The organism is Pseudomonas sp. Q2-TVG4-2, assembly GCF_013620795.1.
Lineage (GTDB): Bacteria > Pseudomonadota > Gammaproteobacteria > Pseudomonadales > Pseudomonadaceae > Stutzerimonas.
Map to the genome: position 1 here is coordinate 399,215 of NZ_LGLW01000005.1, position 21,197 is coordinate 420,411.

Here is a 21,197-nt window from a genome sequence, read left to right on the forward strand (position 1 = left end):
CGGTAGGGTGGGCTTCAGCCCGCTAACTGGCTCAGCCGCCGCGCTCCACACCCACGGGCTGCAAGCACGCATAATAGGCAGCACTCGAGAGCTGGCATAGCCAAGGTATCGGCGGATCAAAGCCCTAAGTCCGCTCGAAACCTTGTATAAACCAGAACGCGTTCCTGTGCTGCTGCAGCTTGATAATGCACGTCAACAGCGCCTTCAATCCAGCGGCTTGTAAGCCTGACTGACCTGTTTCGACTGACTGAGCTTTGTCAGCTCGCCGGCCAGCCGCTCCCGTTCGGCACGACCTGAGCGCTGCAGCTCCTCGTACAAGTGCGACAGCTCTTCCACCTGCTCGAGCAGGCCGCGATCGAAGGCATCGTCATCGCCCAGCGCCGCGACCAATGCGCTGCAGTCTTTATCTAACGCCGTGATCGCTTCCCAATCGTTGTCTGCCAGCGCATCGCGGAGCTTATCGATCAGCGCGGTAAATGCGTCTTTGCGTGACTGCATAAGCGTTCTCGGTGGCGTGAATGGATGCAGAGATAGCAGCATATATTCGACGCGAATTTACATTACGCCTTGGGCGCGATCTGATCCCAAGCCAGCTTGATCTCGCCCAGGAGTTTGCCCACTTCGTTCAGCTTGTCGACATCGTTATGCCGACTGGCCTCGAACAGGCGCATCGTCATGTATTCATAGAGCCGGTCGAGATTCTCCGCCAACTCGCCACCTATGCTCTTGTCGAGGGCGTCGCGCAGGCCGCCGATGATATTGATGGCCTTGCCAACAAGCACGCCCTTTTCAGCATAGGCTTCACGCTCCATGGCACCTTTCGCCTGAGCGATACGGTCCAGGCCACCTTGCATCAGCATCTGAATCAAGCGGTGCGGATCGGCCTCGGTAACCTGAGCCTTAACACCTACCTGCTGATACTGTTTCATTGCTGCCATAGCGTTCATTTGGATAAGCCTCGTGCCACGTCAATTTGCATGTTCAGCTTATCGGTCGAGAGTACTCAAGCTTGAGAGCAGGCGAGGCGAAATTACCAGAAAAAGAAAAACCGCCTGGCGGCGGTTTTTCTCGTCGGAATGACATTATCTTTTAGAGTTGCCTGCTGCCCACGGAAGATTTTCGAGCGAAGCCAGGAGACTGGCGGAGGTGTTGGATAGCTGGCCCACCAGCGCGTCCATCGCATTGAATTGCTTATACAAGCGGTCCTGCAGTGAGGTAATCCGACGATCAAGGTCTACCTTCTGCTTGTCGATCTTCGAAATCGTCTCTGACATCACCTTGTTACGCTGCTCAAGGATGCCGCCGGTTTCGGTATAAGGCTTCAGTTTTTCATCCAAACGAGTTGCCAAGCCTTTGTCGCCTGAAAACAAGCTGGAGATACCCTCGAAACTATCAGTCATCGATTTGTCCAGCTTGGCGCTATCTATGGCAAGCGTTCCATCTTTCTGTGTTGTGATTCCAATATCTGTAAGTGCGCGCACGGCACCGGAGCCCTGCACGTTCACTAATTCATTGCGAATCGTGTTCAACAAGTTGCGCGCAGTGGCATCACCAACCAAAGCGCCCGTGACAGGAGCTTTACCCTCGCCTACCGGTGTGACTTTCGTCTGAGCGTTGATCACTCCGATCAGCTTGTTATAGGCATCTACGAACTTCTCTACGTTTGTCTTGACGCCAGCTTTATCAAGGTCGACGGAAACCGTAATCGGCTTACCGGTTTCGGTTATGCCCTTGAGGTCAAGTGTCACTCCCTCAATCGCAGTATCAAGCGAATTGGTCTTGCTGGTGACCTTCAGCCCGTCCACATAGACTTCGGCGCTTTGCGCTTTTGTCAGCATACGAGCCGCCGCGGGATCGGCCGGCTGCGTTACTTCGGCATCGGAAAATGCCAGTTGCGAGAGGTTAGCGCTTCCCGTTCCATCGTCAGCCGGCGCAACCACCGAAATATCCTCTCCCGCACCCGACTTGCTACTATTCAAGACCAACCGTGACCCTGCGTCATCGGTAACAATCGTGGCCGTTACGCCTTGCTCAACGCCTGCTTTATTAATGGAATCGCGTATTCCCGCCAAGGTATTGTTGGTTCCATCTACGGTGATTTCCGGCAGGGAAACGCCCCCAACCATTACCGTCAAAGTCCCGTTTCCAAACGTTGCAGGTTCTGCGCCATTGGGCGCAATAGCAGCGAGCGCAACCTTACTACTCGCAGCTAGCTGCCTGACGTCTACCTGATAAGTTCCAACACCGGCGCTAACCCCCGCCTTTACCGCCAGAAGGTCCGTGTTGCTGGATTTCGCAGACCGAGCCTGAAATAGCTCGGGTTTGTTAATCGCGGATAATGCCGTTTGAAAATCGCTGATCGCGCTTTTCAGTGCTCCCACTGCAGTAATCTGAGTAGTCGTCTTCTTTTCCAGGTTGGTTAGCTGGGTCAGCTTCGGTGTCTTTTCCGCCGCAACCATGCTGGCAACAATGCTGTCGATATTGATTCCGGAACCAATTCCAGTTACCCCAACCATAAACCCACCCTGTCAAGAAACGCGCTATTTAGCGAAAGTCATCAAGAATCATGCCCGTTACGCTGTGGTATCGAACAGCAAGCTGCGAATGTCATCCAGCCGCTCAGACAGACGAAGAATCTCCTCGGACGGAATCTGCCGCACAACTTTGCCCGACTCACCATCAATGACCTTAACCACCACATCGCCAGTTGAATCATCCACGCTGAAGCTAAGGTCTCTCTGGGCATATTGCATGCGCGTGTGAAGATCGGCAATTACATCGTTCAGCTTACTGCGATTAGTCGCCTCACCAGCCAATATAGGCGCCGCCGCCGGATGTTCTTCGTCGAACGACGAAAGCCCAGGCTCCGAAGGAAGACCGGGCGTCGATCCTGCTTGTGCCGGAACGAGTAAGGCGTTAGGTACTTTACCGACGTCCATGATTCACCTCAAAAATGAATCGATGGGGAAGCGGCAAATACCGCCTCCCCATCCTGCGCCTGTTGCTACCCAGGTGGTTACTGCAGGAGGCTCAGAACCGCCTGCGGCAACTGCTTGGCCTGCGCCAGGATCGCGGTGCCGGCCTGCTGCAGAATCTGGTTCTTGCTCAGATTCGCGGTTTCGGCAGCGAAGTCGGTATCTTCGATGCGACCGCGTGCAGCGGATACGTTCTCAGAGATGCTCTGCAGGTTGGCGATAGTGTTATCGAAGCGGTTCTGTACAGCACCGAGGTCGGCACGCTGCGCATCGATGGACTGGATAGCCTCGTCGATGATCAGCACAGCCTTCTGCGCGCCTTCTGCAGTGTTGATGTTGATATCGCTCACGCTGTCTTCGGTGAACGCGGTATCAGCCGCGGCAGTAACAGTACCTGCGGTTACGCCGGTAGGATCAGCTGCGTTGTCGGTAATCACAATGCTAGCCAAGTTGTTCTTGTCATCGCCTGTTTGGGTCGAAACAATGTTGATGCTGTTATCGGCCTTTATAAACGCACCGACACCGACGTTGGAGTCATTGATCGCCGCAGCAATTTTCGAGTTTATTGCTTCGGCATCATCATCTTCTTTCAAATCGGCTTGAACAGTGTACGACTTCCCATCTGCCAGTGTGATCGCGATATCGACCTTGCCGGTAGTTGGAGTGAGGCCAGGAGCGGTCGCACTCAGCGTCTGCTCGTAATACTTACCATCCAGCGAGGTAGAGCTCATTTCCTCGATACCAACGCTGATGATTTCGTTAGCAGCGGAGCCAACCTGGAAGCTGGCAATACCAAAGTCGCCATCCAGCAGTTTTCTGCCACCGAAAGTCGTGGTGTTGCTGATACGGTCCAGCTCCTTCTTCAACTGACCAACTTCCGAGTCCAGAGCGGTCCGCTCAGAATCGCTGTTGGAGCCGTTGGCGGACTGAAGGGAAAGGTCACGCATACGCTGCAGGATGTTGGTGGACTGTTGCAGAGCGCCTTCAGCTGTCTGAGCCAGCGAAATACCGTCGTTTGCGTTGCGCACAGCGACGCCCAGGCCGTTGATCTGGCTGGTCAGGCGGTTAGCGATCTGCAGGCCAGCTGCGTCGTCTTTGGCACTATTGATACGGCTACCGGTGGATAGGCGCTGCATGGAAGTGGCCAGCGCATTGGAAGAACTATTCAGGTTGCGCTGCGTGTTCAGCGACGGGATGTTGGTATTGACTGTAAGAGCCATGATGTGCCTCCAAGGGCGCTAGTTACTTTGGTTGCCTGAGCTTGCGACTCCGGGCCGGCTTTTGCCCAGGCACCCATTGAGTTCGCATTCGATTAGCTTATCGGCGTCGTTTCGGTGAGCTTTAGGAGGCAGTTGAAAAAAACTCTGCAAGCCCCGAGAACAACCTGTACGACACCGGCGAATCCGCAAACACGCGAGCCCGCCTGCGAAGGTTTTCGGACGTTGGGTGGAAATCTTTAGGCAGGCCCGTGCGGGAGTGTTTGTTTTAGGAGTGGCCTGGAAGCCCTTTTCGCCGCGAGGGCGCGCCTCCCACAGGACTGGAGTCAAGCCGCTGCTGTTGTACGAGGGCTGCCCTTTGCGGGAAGCTTTGCTTTGCTTTGCTTTGCGCTGGCAGGAAAGTCCATCTCGCCGCGGGGGCACGCCTCCCACGAAAAGCGGGCCGTAGCCGCCTGTGATCTGGAGTGGGTGAATCACTTTCGGTGCGAAGCCGACTAGCTGATGTTTGATTTAATGTTCAAGTTCAGCGAGCCGCTCCAGGAAGGCATCCTCGTCATTGACCGCCAAGCCCAGCTCATTAGCCTTCGTCAGCTTCGACCCAGCTCCTGGTCCAGCTACCACTACGCTGGTCTTGGCTGAAACGGAACCCGAAACCTTGGCCCCCAACGCCTCCAGCCTTGCCTTGGCCTCGTCGCGGCTCATGTTTTCCAGCGTGCCGGTGAGCACCCATGTCTGGCCCGCCAAGGGCAGTCCTTGCGCCGCCTTTCGCTCGCTTTGCCAATGCATGCCGAACTCGCGCAGCTGGGCTTCGATCGCGCGGGCGCGTTCAGCATTGGCCGGCTCGTTGAAGTAGTCGCGTAACGCACGAGCCGCCTTTTCGTTGAGACGCTCGACCTGCCGCAAATCCAGCCAGTCGGCCTCAATGATGGCGTCAAGGGTGCCAAAGCGATCGGCGAGGCGCTGGGCGCCCGTGGTGGCGATAAAGGGTATGTTCAGTTTGTCGAGCAGACCGGCCAGCGTTGCGCAGGCAGCAAATTCGGGATGCACCTCCTCCTCTTCTTGCAGCTGCACGCCTCGCTCGCGAAGCTGTTTGATAACGAGCCGGTTATGCTCGTCCTCGAAGAAGCTGTGAATTTCATGGGCCACTTCCAGCCCGATATCCGGCAGGTAGACCAATACATCCGGCAGCGCGCGACTGATGCGGTCGAGCGAGCCCAAGGCACGCGCCAGCAACTTGGCAGTGCCCTCCCCGACATCGGGAATCCCCAGGGCGTAGATGAAGCGCGCCAGGGACGGCGTGCGGCTGGCATCAATGGATTTGAGCAGGTTGCGGCTGGATACCTCGGCGAAGCCTTCCAGAGCCAACACCTGCTCGAACGTCAGGCTATAGAGATCGGCCGGTGAATTGACCAATCCGGTATCGACCAATTGCTCGACGATTTTGTCGCCCAACCCGTCGATGTCCATGGCCCGTCGAGAGACGAAATGGATGATCGCCTGCTTGAGCTGCGCCTGGCAGGCCAGGCGGCCCACACAGCGGTAGATCGAGCCTTCGCTGATCGACTCCCTGCCCTTGCTGCGTTTGATCAGTTGGGTGCGCTCAACGGCGGAGCCGCACACCGGGCATTGCTCCGGTACATGAACCTCACGCGCGTTCTCAGGACGGCGCTCCGGGATCACACCGAGAATCTGAGGAATGACATCACCCGCGCGGCGAACGATAACCGTGTCGCCGATCATCACACCCAGCCGCGCGACCTCATCCATGTTATGCAGCGTGGCATTCGAGACCGTCACGCCAGCGACCTGTACCGGTTTCAGCCGCGCGACCGGGGTAATGGCACCGGTGCGGCCAACCTGGAACTCCACATCGAGCAGTTCGGTGACTTCCTCTCGGGCGGGAAACTTGTGTGCGATGGCCCAGCGCGGCTCACGGGCGCGGAAACCCAGTTCGCGCTGCTGGGCGGTCGAGTTGACTTTGAACACCACGCCGTCAATTTCATAGGGCAACGCATCGCGCTTTTCACCGATAGCGTGAAAATAATCGCGGCATTCTTGTACGCCCTTGGCCAGTTTGAGTTCGCGACTGATCGGTAGACCCCAGCCTTTCAGCGCTTCGAGGATGCCGATGTGAGTGCCCGGAAGAACGCCATCGCTGCGGCCGACGCCATAGGCACAGAGCTCCAGCGGACGGCTGGCGGTTATCTTCGAATCCAGCTGGCGCAGGCTGCCAGCGGCGGCATTACGCGGGTTGGCGAAGGGCTTGCCGCCCGCCTCCAACTGACGCGCATTGAGCGCCTCGAAGCCCGCCTTGGGCATGTAGATTTCACCGCGCACTTCCAGTACCGCTGGCCAGCCCGTGCCGTGCAGCTTCAGTGGAATATTGCGAATGGTGCGCACGTTGGTGCTGATGTCTTCGCCGGTGCTGCCGTCCCCGCGTGTGGCGCCGCGTACCAGCTTGCCGTTTTCATAAAGCAAGCTCACGGCCAGGCCGTCGAGCTTCGGCTCGCAGCTGTACTCGAGTTCGACGCCATCGCCAAAAAGATCGCCTGCTGGCAAATCCAGCCCCTCGCGGGCGCGCCGGTCGAAGTCGATCAGGTCCTGTTCTTCAAAGGCGTTGCCCAGGCTCAGCATTGGTACTTCATGGCGGACCTGACCGAAGGCCGCCAAAGCCGCGCCACCGACGCGCTGCGTGGGCGAGTCAGGGGTGACCAGCTCGGGATGCTCGGTCTCGAGCGCCTTGAGCTCGTTATATAGACGGTCGTATTCCGCGTCAGGGATGCTGGGCTCGTCGAGAACATAGTAGCGATAGTTGTGGGCGTCGATTTCGCTGCGCAGGTCGGCGATGCGCTCTGCGGCGGTTTGGGCGGACGTCATGGTATGCGAGGCCATATCAGCAGGCTGGACCGAACGTGAGTGTCAGCGCGTCGGACCGCCTTAGTTGATGTTCTGGCCAGGATTTTAGCCTGTTTGCAAGGCCGCATGGGCATCGGCGCCAGAGGGATGGCGGAGCCTCGTGATGGTGTACCAATCACTAGGCTATGGGGACGGACACTCATCCCATCAAAACCATGCGATGAGAGATTTCCATAGAAGGCCCGCTCTGGGGACAAGGCTCCGTTCCACGCGGAGCGCGGAAGCGATCAGTTCCGGCAGTTACCGGCAGGTTTGCGTTTGCTTCAGGCAACCTAGATGGGATCGGACATCCTGATAAGGTGGGTCAGGCAGCGTTCCGCTTCAGCCCATCACATAAGGCGCTCGACAAAGCCCAGTGGGCTGAAGCCCACCCTACGGAACTATAGCCGAAAAAAACCGCTCCTGAGAGCGGTTCTGGTGATCAGCGTCTGGTGGTCATCTGCCGACGTTCGTAATCGACGATGCGCTGGCGGTAGTGCTCGATGGTTTGTGCAGTCAACACGCTGCGTTGATCATCCTTGAGCTCCCCATTCAGCTCTTGAGACAGCTTGCGGGCAGCGGCTACCATCACGTCGAAGGCCTGCTTCGGATGGCGCGGGCCAGGCAGGCCGAGGAAGAAACTCACGGCCGGGGTGGTGAAGTGGTCAATGTCGTCCAGATCGAACGTCCCGGGCTTGACCGCATTGGCCATGGAGAACAGCACTTCGCCGTTACCCGCCATGCTCTCGTGACGATGGAAGATGTCCATCTCGCCGAACCGCAGGCCGCTTTCCAGGATGTTCTGCAGCAGCGCTGGCCCGCGGAAGCCATGCGGATCACGGGAGATCACGTTGATGACCAGCACTTCCTCGACCGGTGGCAGGTCCTGATCGGATTCGCTCGTTTTGCCATCATCGTCACTGGCTACCGGATCCAGCAGGGTCGGGACCGGCGCATCATCATTGGAGAAGCGCAGGTCGCCCTGCCGGGGTTCACTGGTACGACGCCTACTCGGCTCGCGCGCGCTCATCGATGGAAGATCCGCTTCGTCCACAGATGGCTCGGTACCGCGGTTCACAACTCGCGGAGGGCCTAGCAGCTCGTTGGGTTCGTCTTCGTCTGGAATATTGCTCACGATATTGCGGTCCAGCTTGAACTTCAACTTGCCCTTGCTGCCTCGCATCCGCCGCCAGCCGTCGAAAAGAATGCCGGCTATAACAATGATGCCGATGACGATCAGCCACTCGCGCAGACCGATATCCATTAATGCTTAAACCCCTGAAATCGATGATAAAGACGCAGATTCACGGCCGCTGAACAGGCTCATCTGCGCATCGTAAAAATTGCGCTCTAAACTAGCACGACGAACGGTAGATGTGCACCGCCCGACGCGGCTCTTTTATGGGTCTCCGTTTATGCCAGCGCTGCCAGCAACACGCGCAGCTCAAGCCTCCGCGAGCGCAACAGCCTGTTCCACGTCGACCGCTACCAGTCTTGAGCAACCCGGCTCGTGCATGGTCACGCCCATTAGCTGGTCGGCCATTTCCATCGCGATCTTGTTGTGGGTGATGTAGATGAATTGCACCTTTTCCGACATTTCCTTGACCAGACGCGCATAGCGGCCAACGTTGGCGTCATCCAGTGGCGCATCCACCTCATCGAGCATGCAGAACGGCGCCGGGTTGAGCTGGAAGATCGCAAATACCAACGCCAGGGCGGTCAGTGCCTTCTCCCCACCCGACAGCAAGTGGATGGTGCTGTTCTTCTTGCCCGGCGGACGCGCCATTATCGCCACCCCGGTATCGAGTAAATCTTCACCGGTAAGTTCCAGATAAGCGTTGCCGCCACCGAAAACCTTCGGGAAAAGCGCCTGCAGACCGCCATTGATCTGGTCAAACGTCTCTTTGAAGCGATTGCGGGTCTCCTTGTCGATCTTGCGGATGACGTTTTCCAGCGTGTCCAGCGCCTCGGTGAGATCATCATTCTGAGCGTCGAGGTAGCGCTTGCGCTCCGACTGCTGCTGATACTCATCGATCGCCGCCAGGTTGATCGGGCCAAGGCGCTGAACGCGCGCAGCCAGGCGCTCAAGTTCGGCTTCCCATTCAGATTCGCTGGCCCCGGCAGGCAGCATCGCGAGCACGCCGTGCAGATCGAAACCCTCTTCGTGCAGCTGATCCTGCAATGCCTTTCGGCGCACGCTGAGCGCTTGCCACTCCATGCGCTGTTGTTCGAGCTGGCCGCGCAACAGTTGCGCCTGCTGCTCGGCCTGGGTACGACGTTTCTCGGCATCGCGCAGTTCGCGATCGGCGTCTTCGAGCGCCAGACGCGCCAGTTTGAGCTCGTCTTCGACGCCCATGCGCCGCTCCAGCAACTCTTCGAGCTTCATGCGCAACTCTTCGAGTGGCGCCTCGCCCTCCTCCAGATTCAGATTGAGCTGCTCGCGCCGCTCCACCGCTCGCTCGAACTGCTGCTGCAGACGTTCAAGCGCCTGGCGAGTGGAATCATGCTGTGCTTTCAGCGACCCGATTCGCACGGCCAACTGATGCGCATGGTCTTTTTGCTGCCGGGCCTCCTGACGGACGCGATCCAGCTGTTCGCGAATGCCATCACGACTCGCCAGCAGAGCTTCGCGCTGTTCGGTATCCAGCGCCATAGCATCGAGCGCATCCTGCAAATGCAGCCGCGCCTCGCCCAGCTGTTCGGTTTCCAACGCGCGCTGTTCGGATAGTTCGACCAGCTCTTCGTCCAGGCGGCGACGGCGTAGGCTCAGCTGCTCCAGCTTGGCCTGGCTGGCAGAGAGTCGAGCATTCAATTCGCCTTGCTGGCGGGACAGATCCTGATGATGACGACGTTGCTGTTCGCGGCGCCCTTCCTGTTCGCGCTGAGCCCCGCGGAGCTGGGCGAGCTGCTCCCCCAGCGAACCAAGGCTCGCTTCACGCTCATCACGTTCGCCTTGCAGCCGCTCCAGTTCCTGACCGCGCGCCAGCAATCCCGACTCGGCCTCCCCGGCTCGCCGGACCCGAAGAAAATGTCGGCTCACCCAGTAACCGTCACGACTGATCAGGCTTTCGCCATCGCGCAGCGAATCACGCCCCGCCAACGCTAGATTGAGATCATCCACCGGTCGCACCCGGCCCAACCAGGGCGAAAGGTCTGCGGCCGACTCCACCTTGTCCAGCAGGCTGCCGTTAATGGCCGTAGCCGCCTGCGCCGTGCTGACGAGACGCAAATCTCCCTGCTCGAAGCCGCTCATGTCGAGGCCGTCGAAGTTGTCCAACAGCACCGCCTGCAAGTCCGCGCCCAGTACGGTTTCGACCGCCAGTTCCCAGCCTGGCTCAACGCGAAGCCCGTCAGTTAGACGCGGCCGCTGATCAAGGCCTCGCTCATGCAGCCATTCCGAGACGCCTTTGCCCGGGTCCATCGCAGCCTGTTGCAGCGCTTCCAGCGACACGATACGGCCGTTCAGCCGCTGCAGATCACCCTGCGCCTCCTGCTCGGCGCGGCTAGCCTGTTGGAGTTGTTCACGTAGCTGTTCTAGCTGCTGATCGGTCTGTTCCTGGGCTGCGACCAGTTCTTCCAGGTTCAGGTCGCCGGCCGCGAGCTGTTCGCTCATCTCGGCGACTGCGGCATCTTCCGGATCACCGGCGAGCGAGGCGCGTTCCTCTTCCAGGCGGCGCTGACGCTCGACAAGCCGCTCGAGGCTCTGCTCCAGTTGCTGAATACGCGACTGCTGCACCTCGGATACGCGACGTGGCTCGGCGCTCTGCTGATTGAAGCGCTCCCACTGTTCCTGCCAGCCCTGCATGGCAGATTCGGCTTCTTCGAGTTGCGCACCCGTCTTCTCGGCCGCCGCGCCCGCGATGTCCTCCTCCGGCTCGAGCATCGCCAGCTCCTCACCTAGGGTAGCGAGCAAGGTGCGGTCATGGCCCAGGTGGGATTCAGTTTCGAGTCGCGCCTGTTCGGCCTCGCGCAGATCGTCCTGCAGCTGGCGCAAGCGTTGCTGGCCGTGCTGAATGCTTTGCTCCACCCGCGCGATATCGCCGCCGACCGAGTAGAAGCGTCCCTGGACCAAATTGAAGCGCTCGGACAACTCGTGATGACCGTCGCGCAGTCGCTCGATACTGGCGTCCGCGTTGCGTTGTTCAGCGACCAGCGCCTCGAAGCCGACCTCTTGATCGCCGATTACCTGCTCGCGCTGTCCGACCTGCTCATTCAGCGCCTGCCAGCGCAGCGCCGACAGTTGCGCCTTCAACTGGCGCTCCTCGGCCTTGTATTCCTGATACTTTTCCGCCGATTGGGCTTGGCGGTGCAAACGCTCGAGCTGGCGCTCGAGCTCCTCACGCAAGTCCGTCAGGCGCGCCAGGTTCTCGTGGGTTCGGCGAATGCGACTTTCGGTTTCGCGACGACGCTCCTTGTACTTGGAGATGCCCGCCGCCTCTTCGATGAAGTTGCGCAGGTCTTCCGGCTTGGCTTCGATCAGCTTGGAGATCATTCCCTGCTCGATGATCGAGTAACTGCGAGGGCCAAGACCGGTGCCAAGGAAGATGTCGGTGATATCGCGGCGGCGACACTTTACGCCGTTGAGGAAATAGGTGTTCTGTGCATCGCGAGTGACCCGACGGCGGATGGATACCTCGGCGAAGGCCGCGTACTCGCCGGTCAGGGTGCCGTCCGAGTTATCGAAGATCAGTTCGATGCTGGCCTGGGTCACCGGTTTACGGGTGTTGGAGCCGTTGAAGATGACGTCGGTCATCGATTCGCCACGCAGGTTCTTCGCCGAACTCTCACCCATGACCCAACGCACGGCATCGATGATATTGGATTTGCCGCAGCCATTCGGCCCGACGACAGCGGCCATGTTGCTTGGGAAGCTGACCGTGGTCGGATCGACGAAAGATTTGAAGCCGGCAAGCTTGATGCTTTTCAGTCGCATGGAGGCCTATCCGTGGCGGTCGGCGTGAGGATGTACAAGCAGGTCGCCGGGGACATCGAGATTCCTGGCATCAAATGGTTGCTGCGCGAAAACGGCGGAGTTTATCACGCCGCCTCGCAGCCATCTTGGGGATGGGTGCGCAGTATTCCGAAGCAGTCGTCGAGTCGATTCGGATGGAGGATGAGCCAATGCGGTGCCGGTGTAGGGTGGGCTTCAGCTCACCAACGGAGCCAAGACGTTCAGGCGGCAACAAGCGACATGAATCATAGCGTGGTGAAGCCCGTCAGGCAGTCAGATGCCGACTCTGTTTGGTGTGGCTTGGAATGGAGTCTGGTCGGCTGAAGCGGAGCGCCGCCCGGCCACACTACAACGTATCAACCCCCCGTCATGCTCATGAAGCGCACCACCTGAACCTGCTCGTCGGTACGAAACTCATGCTTCTCCGGCTTGAGCTGCAGCGCATCGACCAACGCCTGACGCAGACGCTCGCTGTCGCCCGGATAGCGACGCATCAGCGTCTTGAGATCCAGCGCACCTTCATGTCCGAGGCAGAGCACCAGCTTGCCTTCGGCGGTGATGCGCACGCGGTTGCAGCTTCCACAGAAGTTATTGCTGTGCGGCGAGATGAAGCCGACCTGGGTTTCGCTGCCGGCAACCTGCCAATAGCGCGAGGGGCCGCCCGTGGTGTGGCTGCTGCGTATCAGCTGATGGCCCACCTCGATACGCTCACGCACTTCCTCGCTGGAGCAAAAGGTGATTTCGCGTTCATGGCTGGAGATATTGCCTAGCGGCATTTCCTCGATGAAGCTGACGTCCAGGCCACGCTCCACGGCGAAGTTCACCAGATCGAGCACTTCGTCGTCATTGCGGCCTTTCTGGATCACGCTATTGAGCTTGATCCGACGGAAGCCGGCGTTGCGCGCGGCGTCGATGCCTTCGATAACCTGATCGAGCTTGTCACGGCGGGTAAGTTCGGCGAAACGTTCACGCTTAAGCGAATCGAGACTGATGTTCAGGCGCTTGACACCCGCGTCGCGCAGCACCGGTGCGAGAGTTGGCAGTTGCGAGCCGTTGGTGGTGATGGCCAGATCCTCCAATTCCTCCCGTGCCCCCAGGCGACTCAGCAAGCTCGGCAGCCCCTTGCGCACCAGCGGTTCGCCACCCGTCACTCGGATGCGCTTGACGCCCAGACTGATGAACGCGTCAGCCACGGCGTAGAGCTCTTCCAACGTGAGGATCTGTGCACGCGGTGCGAAGACCATGTCTTCACTCATGCAATAGGTGCAGCGAAAATCGCAGCGGTCGGTGACCGACAGTCTGAGGTAGGTGATGCGTCGGCCGAATGGATCGACCAACTGAGAATCTGGCATGTCGCTCTCCAAGGCTTGATGCGCATGCCTAAGACTATGTCGGAACGTGGCGCGAGGCAAAGGTGCGGAGCCGAATGGTCTCTACCGGAGCGACGCCAAATGAGCGGTTGTAACCCTCGCGCCTGGTCCAAGGCAGGACGATAACCGTCCGGTTTTCTGAACCCCGGCCGCAACGATGTTTTGCGACTACGGTTCGAACACTGGGATAATTTCGCTTTTACCGACACCGGAGCTTACGCAGATGGACAACGACGCCCTCCGATCGATGGGCTGGCGCGAGCGCCTGTACGTGATCATCTTCTTTACCAATACGCCGGCCGGAAAGCGTTTCGACACCTGGCTGCTGGTCGTCATCTTTGCCAGCCTCGTCGTGGTGATGTTCGACAGCGTGGCGATTTACAGCGAGCGACATGGCGTTTTGCTGGATGGGCTCGAATGGTTATTTACAGCCATTTTCCTGATCGAATACCTGGTGCGCATCTATTGCCACCCTGAGCCCCGTAAATACGTCTTCAGTTTCTACGGCGCAATCGATCTGCTCTCGGTGGTTCCGGCGTTCATCGCACTGCTGCTACCCGACGCCGAATACTTGCTGGTGGTGCGCGCCATTCGCATGTTGCGTGTGTTCCGTGTGTTAAAGCTGACGCAGTATCTGAGCCAGGCGAACTTCCTGCTGGTCGCACTGCGAGGCAGCAAGCAGAAAATCATCGTATTCCTGCTCAGCGTGACCACCATGGTGCTGATCTACGGCACGCTCATGTACGTCATCGAAGGGCCGGAGAACGGCTTCACCAGCATCCCGATGAGCATCTACTGGGCCGTGGTGACCATTACCACCGTCGGCTTCGGCGATATCGTCCCGCATACGCCGCTGGGCAAGGCTGTGGCCACGTTGGTAATGATCACCGGCTATTCAATCATTGCCGTACCTACCGGTATCTTTACTGCAGAGCTGGCTAGCGCCATGCGTGCCGACAGCCTGCAACACCGCTGCCCGACGTGCGAGAAGCTCAGCCACGAGCCCAACGCAGCGTTCTGCAGCCGCTGCGGGAGTCAGCTCTTTGAGCAGGCGCAATCCAGGGCCGACAGTTGAGCCCGATCATTCCTGCTCACCACTACGGCGCAGCGGGCATTGCATTCGCCCCGCCGATGCTTTCGTAACCATCGCCAGCGCCGCACCATCCGAACCGCCTCGGCCGAGGGTTGTCACAACCTCTGACTTGCCGCGGGCCGGATGGAGACGCGAATGCCCTTGCTCAAACTACTGCACTTCGCGGGCCTGCTGTGCTGGTGCGGCACTCTTTTGTATCTGCCAGCGCTGATCGCTGCGGGCACTCGACGTACAGATCCGCTTTTTTACCGGGACCATGCACACCTTACGCGCATGGTGTTCAACCTTGTCGGCACGCCAGCTGCGCTGATCGCGATCGGCTCCGGCACCGCTCTGTTTCTACGCGACGGCATCATGGCCGGGTGGCTGATTGTCAAGCTCAGCACCGTCGCCGGCATGGTGTTGTGTCACGCCCTCTGTGGCGTGCTGGTCCTGCACATCGAGCGCTCGCCTGAGCAGAGCGTGAGCATTCGCTGCCGCTTTCTCGGCGTAACTATCGCGACATTGATTACGGCGACGCTCTGGCTGGTACTGGCCAAGCCGTTCTAACAACCGCTCGATCAAACCGAATGGCGCACATGACCGAACGACTCATACCTCATCCGCAGCCCACATCAGATCTTGTCCAGATCGACCCCAACGGCATGCTCGTAGACCAGTCGCCCACCGAGATAGGCGGCCAGGGAGATCAGGGCGGCCGTGATCGCAGACAGGTACAAGGCCCAGAGGTGCATGTTGTCCCCCTCGTTCTGGAAGCGCAGCAACCAGTTGAGCGAAGCCAGCGAGAGCATCATCACAGCCAGTATCGCGTGGCACCAGGCGGTTATCTTCTGGCGAATTTCGCGCACGCTGAGCAGATCGATCAGGCCGAAAATACTCGCCACCCAGCCGCCCAATGCTCCCACGCCGGCCAGCCAGAGCCCGGCACGCCACCAGAAATCATCCAGCGTCCAAATATGGGCGAGATCAACAGGCAGCAAGCCGATCAGTGCCGCAACCGGGAAATGGATCAGCATCGGGTGCAGGGGATGTCCGGCGATCGCGGCGCGGCTGTGAATCGAATCGTGGGAATTGGCCATCCGGTACTCCAGCGACAGAAAAGGGAAAGGGCCACGCGATCGGCCGAACGAGCCGGTAGCCTCTTGAAATGGACCACGCTGGCGCTGTCAGTTCCTTTACTGGCCGCCTGTGGCGGGCCGCTATCCACGCTCGACCCGGCCAGCCCCATGGCGCGCCAGGTGGCTAATGTCTGGTGGGGCATGTTCGCCTTCGCCACCCTGGTGCTGGTGGCGGTCAGCGTGCTCTGGGTCTACGCCCTGGCCCGTAAGCCGCGCCAAACCAGCGAGGAGCAAGCGATACGGCTGAATCGCCGCTGGGTCATCGGTGGCGGCATCGTGCTGCCCAGCCTGAGCATTATCGTGCTGCTGATATTCGGCATTCCAACCGGCCGCAGCATGATGCCGCTACCGGTGGAAGGTGAGCAGCCGTTGAAGGTCGAAGTCACCGGACATCAATGGTGGTGGGAGGTGCACTACCCCGACAGCGGCGTCACTACCGCCAACCAGCTGATTATTCCGGCCGGCCGCCTGGTGGATGTACATGTCACCAGCGCCGACGTCATCCACTCGTTCTGGATTCCACGGCTCGGTGGAAAGATGGACATGCTGCCGGGACGAACCAATGTCATTCGCATCGAAGCCGGACATACTGGAATCTTTCACGGTCAATGCTCGGAGTTCTGCGGCCTTCAACACGCACACATGAAACTCCATGTCGAAGCGCTCGATGAAGGCGGATTCGACGAATGGGTCGCCGCGCGGGATAACCTCAGCATCAAGCAGCGCGCCCCCGGTGAGGCCGGCCAGGTCTTCAATGACCGCTGCGGTCAATGTCATCGTGTCGCAGGAGTCAGTAATGGCAATCGCGCGCCGGACCTGACCGACCTCGCGAGTCGCCCCAGTCTGGGCGCCGGCGTGATAGAGAACGATAGCGAGGGGCTGCGACGCTGGCTGCGTGAGCACAAGACGCTCAAGTTCGGCAATGGCATGCCGGCGCATGATGACGTACCGCCTGAAACCCTCGACCAGATTGCTGCTTGGCTGGAGACGCTCGCGCCATGAATGCTTCGTTCAGGGGCAGCGCCCCGTCTACCGATCCGGATCAGCTTCACGACCAGTTCAACGATGTCTGGGGGAACCCGCGTGGTTGGCGCGCACTGACCATCGTCAACCACACCAGCATTGGCCTGCGCTTCCTCATCACCGGCGGTGTGTTCTTCCTGATCGGCGGGCTGATGGCGATGCTGATCCGCACCCAGCTAGCACTGCCCGGTTACGTACTGATGGAGCCCGAGGTCTACAACCAGGTCTTCACCATGCATGGCTCGGTGATGATGTTCCTGTTCGCCGTGCCGATGATGGAAGGCCTGGCGGTCTACCTCATCCCGAAGATGATCGGCGCCCGAGACCTGATCTTCCCTCGCCTCTCCTCGCTGGGGTATTTCTGCTACCTGTTCGGCGGCATCATCCTGCTATCCAGCGTGTTTCTTGGCGTTGCGCCAAAAGCCGGTTGGTTCATGTACACGCCATTGTCCAGCTCATCGCACATGCCCGGAGTGAATTCGGATTTCTGGCTGCTGGGCATCACCTTCGTTGAGATTTCCGCCGTGAGCGCCGGGGTAGAGCTGGTAGTGTCGATCTTGCGCACCCGCACCAATGGCATGGCGCTGCATCAGATGCCGCTTTACGCCTGGTACATTCTGGTGATGGCGCTGATGATCGTGTTCGGTTTCCCGCCGCTGATCCTCGGCAGCATTTTGCTTGAACTGGAGCGCTCCGCCGGCCTGCCCTTTTTCGACACCGCCAAGGGCGGCGATCCGGTGCTCTGGCAGCATCTGTTCTGGCTGTTTGGTCACCCCGAGGTGTACATCATCTTCCTGCCCGGCGCAGGCATTGTCTCGACGCTGCTGCCAGTGTTCTGCCAGCGACCGCTGGTGGGCTATCGCTGGGTAGTGCTCGGCGTGCTGACCACCGGCTTCCTGAGTTTCGGCCTCTGGGTCCATCACATGTTCACGGTGGGCATTCCGGCGTTGGCACTGGGCTTCTTCTCGGCAGCGAGCATGCTGGTGGCGATCCCCACCGGGGTGCAGATCTTCGCCTGGATCGCGACCTTGTGGCTGGGCAAGCCGGTGTATCACGTGCCGATGCTTTGGTTGGTCGGGTTCCTGATCGTCTTTGTCTGCGGCGGATTGACCGGCGTGATGGTCGCCCTGGTGCCCTTCGACTGGCAGGTACACGACACCCACTTCGTCGTCGCGCACATGCATTACGTGCTGGTCGGCGGGATGTTCTTTCCGTTGATGGCTGGGCTGTATTACTGGCTACCGCATTTCTCGGGTCGCATGCCCTCGGTGCGCCTGGGTCGCTGGGGGTTCTGGCTGGTATTCATCGGTTTCAATACCACCTTCCTGATCATGCACTGGACCGGCCTGCTGGGGATGCCGCGTCGGGTCTACACCTACGACACGGGTCTGGGCTGGGACATACCCAACCTGATCTCGTCCATCGGCAGTTTCATCATGGCCATCGGCATCGGCACCATCTTGCTGGATATCGTGCTGCACTTTCGCTTCGGTCAGCCAGCCAAGACCAACCCGTGGAACGCCGATACGCTGGAATGGGCTACGAGCTTGCCGCCAAGCCCGTACAACTTCGTCAGCCTGCCGGACGTCACGGACCGCCATCCTCTCTGGAAGGACCCGGATCTGCCACACAGCATTGCCCGAGGCGAGCATGCACTGACGACGATTGACCATGGGCGCCGCGAAACCTGGGGCTCCGACCCCTTGACGGGAAAAGTACGGGAGGTAATCCACCTACCCGGCAACAGCTGGTGGCCGTTCGTGGCCTCAGTATTTCTCGCGGTGCTCTGCCTGAGCCTGTTGAGCAAGGCGTACTGGCTGGCCCTCGCCGCCACCGTGGCGACGCTGATCGTTCTGTTCCGCTGGTCTTGGGAGAATGGCGCGCATCCCGTCGCCGCGCCGGATGCGCGCACCCAACCGGGTGAACCGCCGCTGCATTCACGGACCTTCGACGGCCCCGGCTTGTGGGGCATGGGCGTCACTCTGCTGGCCAACGGTACTCTGTATCTGTCGCTGCTGTTCGGCTGGTTCTATCTATGGACCGTTTCGCCGGAATGGCAAGTACCGGAACAGTCCGACCTCAATGGCTGGCTGATGCTGGCCAGCGCCATCCTGCTGACGATCGGCACGCTGTGGATGCGAGTGATTCCGGCGAGGCTTCGCCGTGGCAACTGCAGCGGGCTGCTCGGCAACATGAGTGTGGTTTCAGCCATCGGCATGGTGCAATTCGGCACGTTGTTGTGGGTGCTGCTTGGCGCCGATCTGCAGATCACCGAAACCGCCCACGACGCGGTGATTTTCGTGATTCTGGCCTACAGCCTGATTCACTGCGGCCTGGCGACGATTTGCACCCTGCTGCAGGTGCTACGGGTGCATTACGGCTATGTGGGGGAAAAGGCGCCCTACGAGCCGGTGGTGGTCGAGCAGCTCTGGTATTACAACCTGGGCGTGGTCTGGAGTGCCTACGCGGCGATCATTTTGTTCCCGTCGGCATGGGGAGGTGCCTGATGAAGTACCGCCGCACGTCAGTCTTTCATCCGATGCAGATCCCGTTCGGGTTGACCATCTGGAGCCTCTGGTTCGCCACGATGTACGGCTCGCACGCCGTGGTCTGCTCGATCGCGCCGCCCGATCCCAATCAGGGAATCTTCAATTGGCTGAACGCGAGTTTCGGCGTGGTCACCCTGATGGTGGTCGCCCTGCTTCTATGGCTGGGCCATCGCTCGTGGAAATTGTCACGGCCACCGCATGACCTGAATGAGCGTCAGGTGTTCGTCACCAAAGTCGCTTCAGGAATTCATTTCATCGCCGCGCTGGCGACGGTGTTCGTCGGGCTGCAGCTGGCGTTTCTGCCGCCCTGCGTTTGAGCGATGGCTCGGTCAGGTTCTGAGCAGGCAGCGCGTTGCGGCAGCATCGCTGAATGCGACCTATCAGCCTGGTTCGAGGGGCTGCACCTATCCAGCAGGTGTCCGAACTCGAGCGGCGCTATCAGTCGGTTTTCTTGCGAATCCAGTAGAGGTAGGCCCCCTCTTCGGTCTGCTGCTCCACCAGTTCGTGGCCGAGGAATACGCAGAATTTGGGAATATCGCGCTGGGTAGATGGATCGGTTGCGATCACCTTGAGCAATTCGCCGCCGCCGAGTCCACGAACCTTGTTGTGCAGCATCATCACCGGCTCGGGGCAATTCAGACCGCTGGCATCGAGCACCGCGTCGGCGGATAGTTCAGCAGATTGAGACATAACAGGCTCCTAAAACAGGACGGCATTGTCGCCCAGACAGATCGCGCGGTCACCCGCTTGCGCATCACAGCCGACGCAGATGGCAGGTCACTTCCTCACGATCATGGTAAAGCTGCTTGCAGCCGATACTCGCCTTCACCCCTCGTTCGGCAAGCCCATCGGCGATGCGTTCCAGCAGACGCTTCACCTCGGCGTAGCGCTGTTTCATGGGCAGTTTGAGGTTGACCACCGCCTCGCGACACAGGCCCTCACCGATCCACGTCTCCAGCAAGGCGGCGTTTTTCGCCGGCTTCTCAACGATATCGCAAACCATCCAATCCACCGCCCGCTTCGGGCGGAAGGCAAAACCGTCGGCACGGTAATGACCAACCAGGCCGGATTCGAGCAGTTCCTCGTTCATCGGGCCGTTATCCACCGCCATCACTTCTATATCTCGATTGACAAGCTGCCAGGTCCAGCCGCCCGGCGAAGCACCCAGATCCACCGCGGTCATACCGGCCGCCAGGCGTTGATCCCATTGTTCACGAGGAATGAAGTGATGCCAGGCCTCTTCCAGCTTCAGCGTCGAGCGGCTCGGCGCCTGCCGGGGGAACTTGAGCCGAGGAATGCCCATCGGCCACATCGCGCTGTTATCGGCTTCGGCAATGCCGAGGAAGACCTCACGGCCGCTCTTGAAGGTAAGTAGCAAGCGAGGACCATCGGCCCCTTCCTTGAGCCGCCCGGCCTGCGTCAATGCCTTGCGCAGCGGCGCCTCGAATTTGCGGCAGAAGGTCGACAGCTCCTTACCATCATTGGTGTCCAGCACTTCCAGCCAGAGGCTGCTGCAGACCGGATAGGCACTGAGTTGTTCGAGCAACACGCCGATGCGATAGGTTTCCGGCAGGGCCAGGTACTCGCCTCTCGCCCATTGCCGCGCAAAGATCAGCCGGGAGAAACGCAAGTTGCGCATCATTCGCTCGGCTCCACCCTCGTCACTGCAGATGAACTCGGCGCATGCGCTGTTCGGTTTCGCTTTGGCGTAACCGACCACGTCCAGGCGGGCGGCCTGATCGCTGATCTCGGCACAGACTTCGTTCTCGAAGCCCGGTCGGCAGTGCAGCAGCAATGTTTTCATGTACGAACCTTATCGTCGGCGCGAAGGCGCATGGCGCCGAAGCGCCCTGCGACCAAAGCCGGACATGATAGCCGAGTGGGGAACCCCGGGCTCCGTGCTCCGGTCCAGTGAACAGTCAACTCGGAAATCAATCGGCCCGATATAGCCCCATCAGACGCCTGCAAGATACCGGGTACGGTTCCATAGCCGCTGGCAACGACCG

The 21,197-nt window shown here is 59.7% G+C and carries 17 protein-coding genes; 5 read left to right on the top strand and 12 right to left on the bottom strand.

What is annotated here, in order from left to right; translation table 11 throughout:
• Positions 1–204: 204 nt before the first annotated feature.
• The 9 genes from H3028_RS12990 to moaA all read right to left on the bottom strand — a co-directional run bounded on the left by H3028_RS12990 (position 205) and on the right by moaA (position 13,390).
• The gene (locus H3028_RS12990) at positions 205–498 is read right to left on the bottom strand and encodes a flagellar protein FliT (protein ID WP_181297407.1); all 294 of its coding nucleotides are present in this window, start codon (positions 496–498) and stop codon (positions 205–207) included.
• A gap of 62 nt (positions 499–560) precedes the next feature.
• Positions 561–947 (bottom strand): flagellar export chaperone FliS, encoded by a 387-nt coding sequence (gene fliS / locus H3028_RS12995; protein ID WP_181297408.1) that lies wholly within the window; start codon positions 945–947, stop codon positions 561–563.
• A gap of 135 nt (positions 948–1,082) precedes the next feature.
• Positions 1,083–2,516 carry a flagellar filament capping protein FliD gene (gene fliD / locus H3028_RS13000; RefSeq protein WP_181297409.1) on the bottom strand — a complete coding sequence of 478 codons (1,434 nt, stop codon included), beginning with the start codon at positions 2,514–2,516 and terminating at the stop codon, positions 1,083–1,085.
• Positions 2,517–2,573: 57 nt separating this feature from the next.
• Positions 2,574–2,939: a flagellar protein FlaG gene (locus tag H3028_RS13005; protein ID WP_181297410.1), complete on the bottom strand. Its 366-nt coding sequence runs from the start codon at positions 2,937–2,939 to the stop codon at positions 2,574–2,576.
• A 77-nt stretch (positions 2,940–3,016) separates the two neighbouring features.
• Positions 3,017–4,195: a flagellin gene (locus H3028_RS13010; protein ID WP_042924536.1), complete on the bottom strand. Its 1,179-nt coding sequence runs from the start codon at positions 4,193–4,195 to the stop codon at positions 3,017–3,019.
• 507 nt (positions 4,196–4,702) lie between these two features.
• Complete coding sequence (gene ligA / locus H3028_RS13015) at positions 4,703–7,069, bottom strand: NAD-dependent DNA ligase LigA (RefSeq protein ID WP_181297411.1); 2,367 nt, start codon at positions 7,067–7,069, stop codon at positions 4,703–4,705.
• 460 nt (positions 7,070–7,529) lie between these two features.
• A complete protein-coding gene (gene zipA, locus H3028_RS13020; protein WP_181297412.1) occupies positions 7,530–8,351 on the bottom strand; it encodes a cell division protein ZipA in 822 nt (273 codons plus the stop codon).
• A 180-nt stretch (positions 8,352–8,531) separates the two neighbouring features.
• Complete coding sequence (gene smc, locus H3028_RS13025; RefSeq protein WP_181297413.1) at positions 8,532–12,020, bottom strand: chromosome segregation protein SMC; 3,489 nt, start codon at positions 12,018–12,020, stop codon at positions 8,532–8,534.
• A 374-nt stretch (positions 12,021–12,394) separates the two neighbouring features.
• Positions 12,395–13,390 carry a GTP 3',8-cyclase MoaA gene (gene moaA / locus H3028_RS13030; protein WP_181297414.1) on the bottom strand — a complete coding sequence of 332 codons (996 nt, stop codon included), beginning with the start codon at positions 13,388–13,390 and terminating at the stop codon, positions 12,395–12,397.
• Positions 13,391–13,631: 241 nt separating this feature from the next.
• Between moaA and H3028_RS13035 the strand changes: the two genes are divergently transcribed.
• Together H3028_RS13035 and H3028_RS13040 are read left to right on the top strand one after the other, a co-directional pair.
• Positions 13,632–14,483 carry an ion transporter gene (locus H3028_RS13035; RefSeq protein ID WP_181297415.1) on the top strand — a complete coding sequence of 284 codons (852 nt, stop codon included), beginning with the start codon at positions 13,632–13,634 and terminating at the stop codon, positions 14,481–14,483.
• Between the two features lie 153 nt (positions 14,484–14,636).
• Positions 14,637–15,050 carry a CopD family protein gene (locus H3028_RS13040; RefSeq protein WP_181297416.1) on the top strand — a complete coding sequence of 138 codons (414 nt, stop codon included), beginning with the start codon at positions 14,637–14,639 and terminating at the stop codon, positions 15,048–15,050.
• A 65-nt stretch (positions 15,051–15,115) separates the two neighbouring features.
• Here the strand turns inward: H3028_RS13040 and H3028_RS13045 are convergent, their stop codons facing one another.
• Positions 15,116–15,580, bottom strand: coding sequence for a DUF2231 domain-containing protein (locus H3028_RS13045; protein WP_181297417.1), 465 nt, complete (start codon positions 15,578–15,580; stop codon positions 15,116–15,118).
• Between the two features lie 147 nt (positions 15,581–15,727).
• Here H3028_RS13045 and coxB point away from each other — a divergent pair, with 147 nt between their 5' ends.
• From coxB to H3028_RS13060, 3 genes are read left to right on the top strand one after another with little or no spacing between them, the layout of a single operon-like run.
• The gene (gene coxB / locus H3028_RS13050; RefSeq protein WP_181297498.1) at positions 15,728–16,621 is read left to right on the top strand and encodes a cytochrome c oxidase subunit II; all 894 of its coding nucleotides are present in this window, start codon (positions 15,728–15,730) and stop codon (positions 16,619–16,621) included.
• Positions 16,618–19,149 (top strand): cytochrome c oxidase subunit I, encoded by a 2,532-nt coding sequence (gene ctaD, locus H3028_RS13055; protein WP_181297418.1) that lies wholly within the window; start codon positions 16,618–16,620, stop codon positions 19,147–19,149. The genes coxB and ctaD overlap by 4 nt, the downstream gene beginning before the upstream one ends.
• Entirely contained in the window at positions 19,149–19,508 is a 360-nt protein-coding gene (locus tag H3028_RS13060; protein WP_181297419.1) for a hypothetical protein, read from the top strand. Before ctaD ends, H3028_RS13060 begins: the two co-directional genes overlap by 1 nt.
• Before the next feature lie 121 nt (positions 19,509–19,629).
• Here H3028_RS13060 and tusA read toward each other — a convergent pair whose 3' ends face one another.
• Together tusA and rlmM are read right to left on the bottom strand one after the other, a co-directional pair.
• Entirely contained in the window at positions 19,630–19,881 is a 252-nt protein-coding gene (gene tusA, locus H3028_RS13065; RefSeq protein WP_181297420.1) for a sulfurtransferase TusA, read from the bottom strand.
• Positions 19,882–19,945: 64 nt separating this feature from the next.
• The gene (gene rlmM, locus H3028_RS13070; RefSeq protein ID WP_181297421.1) at positions 19,946–20,995 is read right to left on the bottom strand and encodes a 23S rRNA (cytidine(2498)-2'-O)-methyltransferase RlmM; all 1,050 of its coding nucleotides are present in this window, start codon (positions 20,993–20,995) and stop codon (positions 19,946–19,948) included.
• Positions 20,996–21,197: the final 202 nt, after the last annotated feature.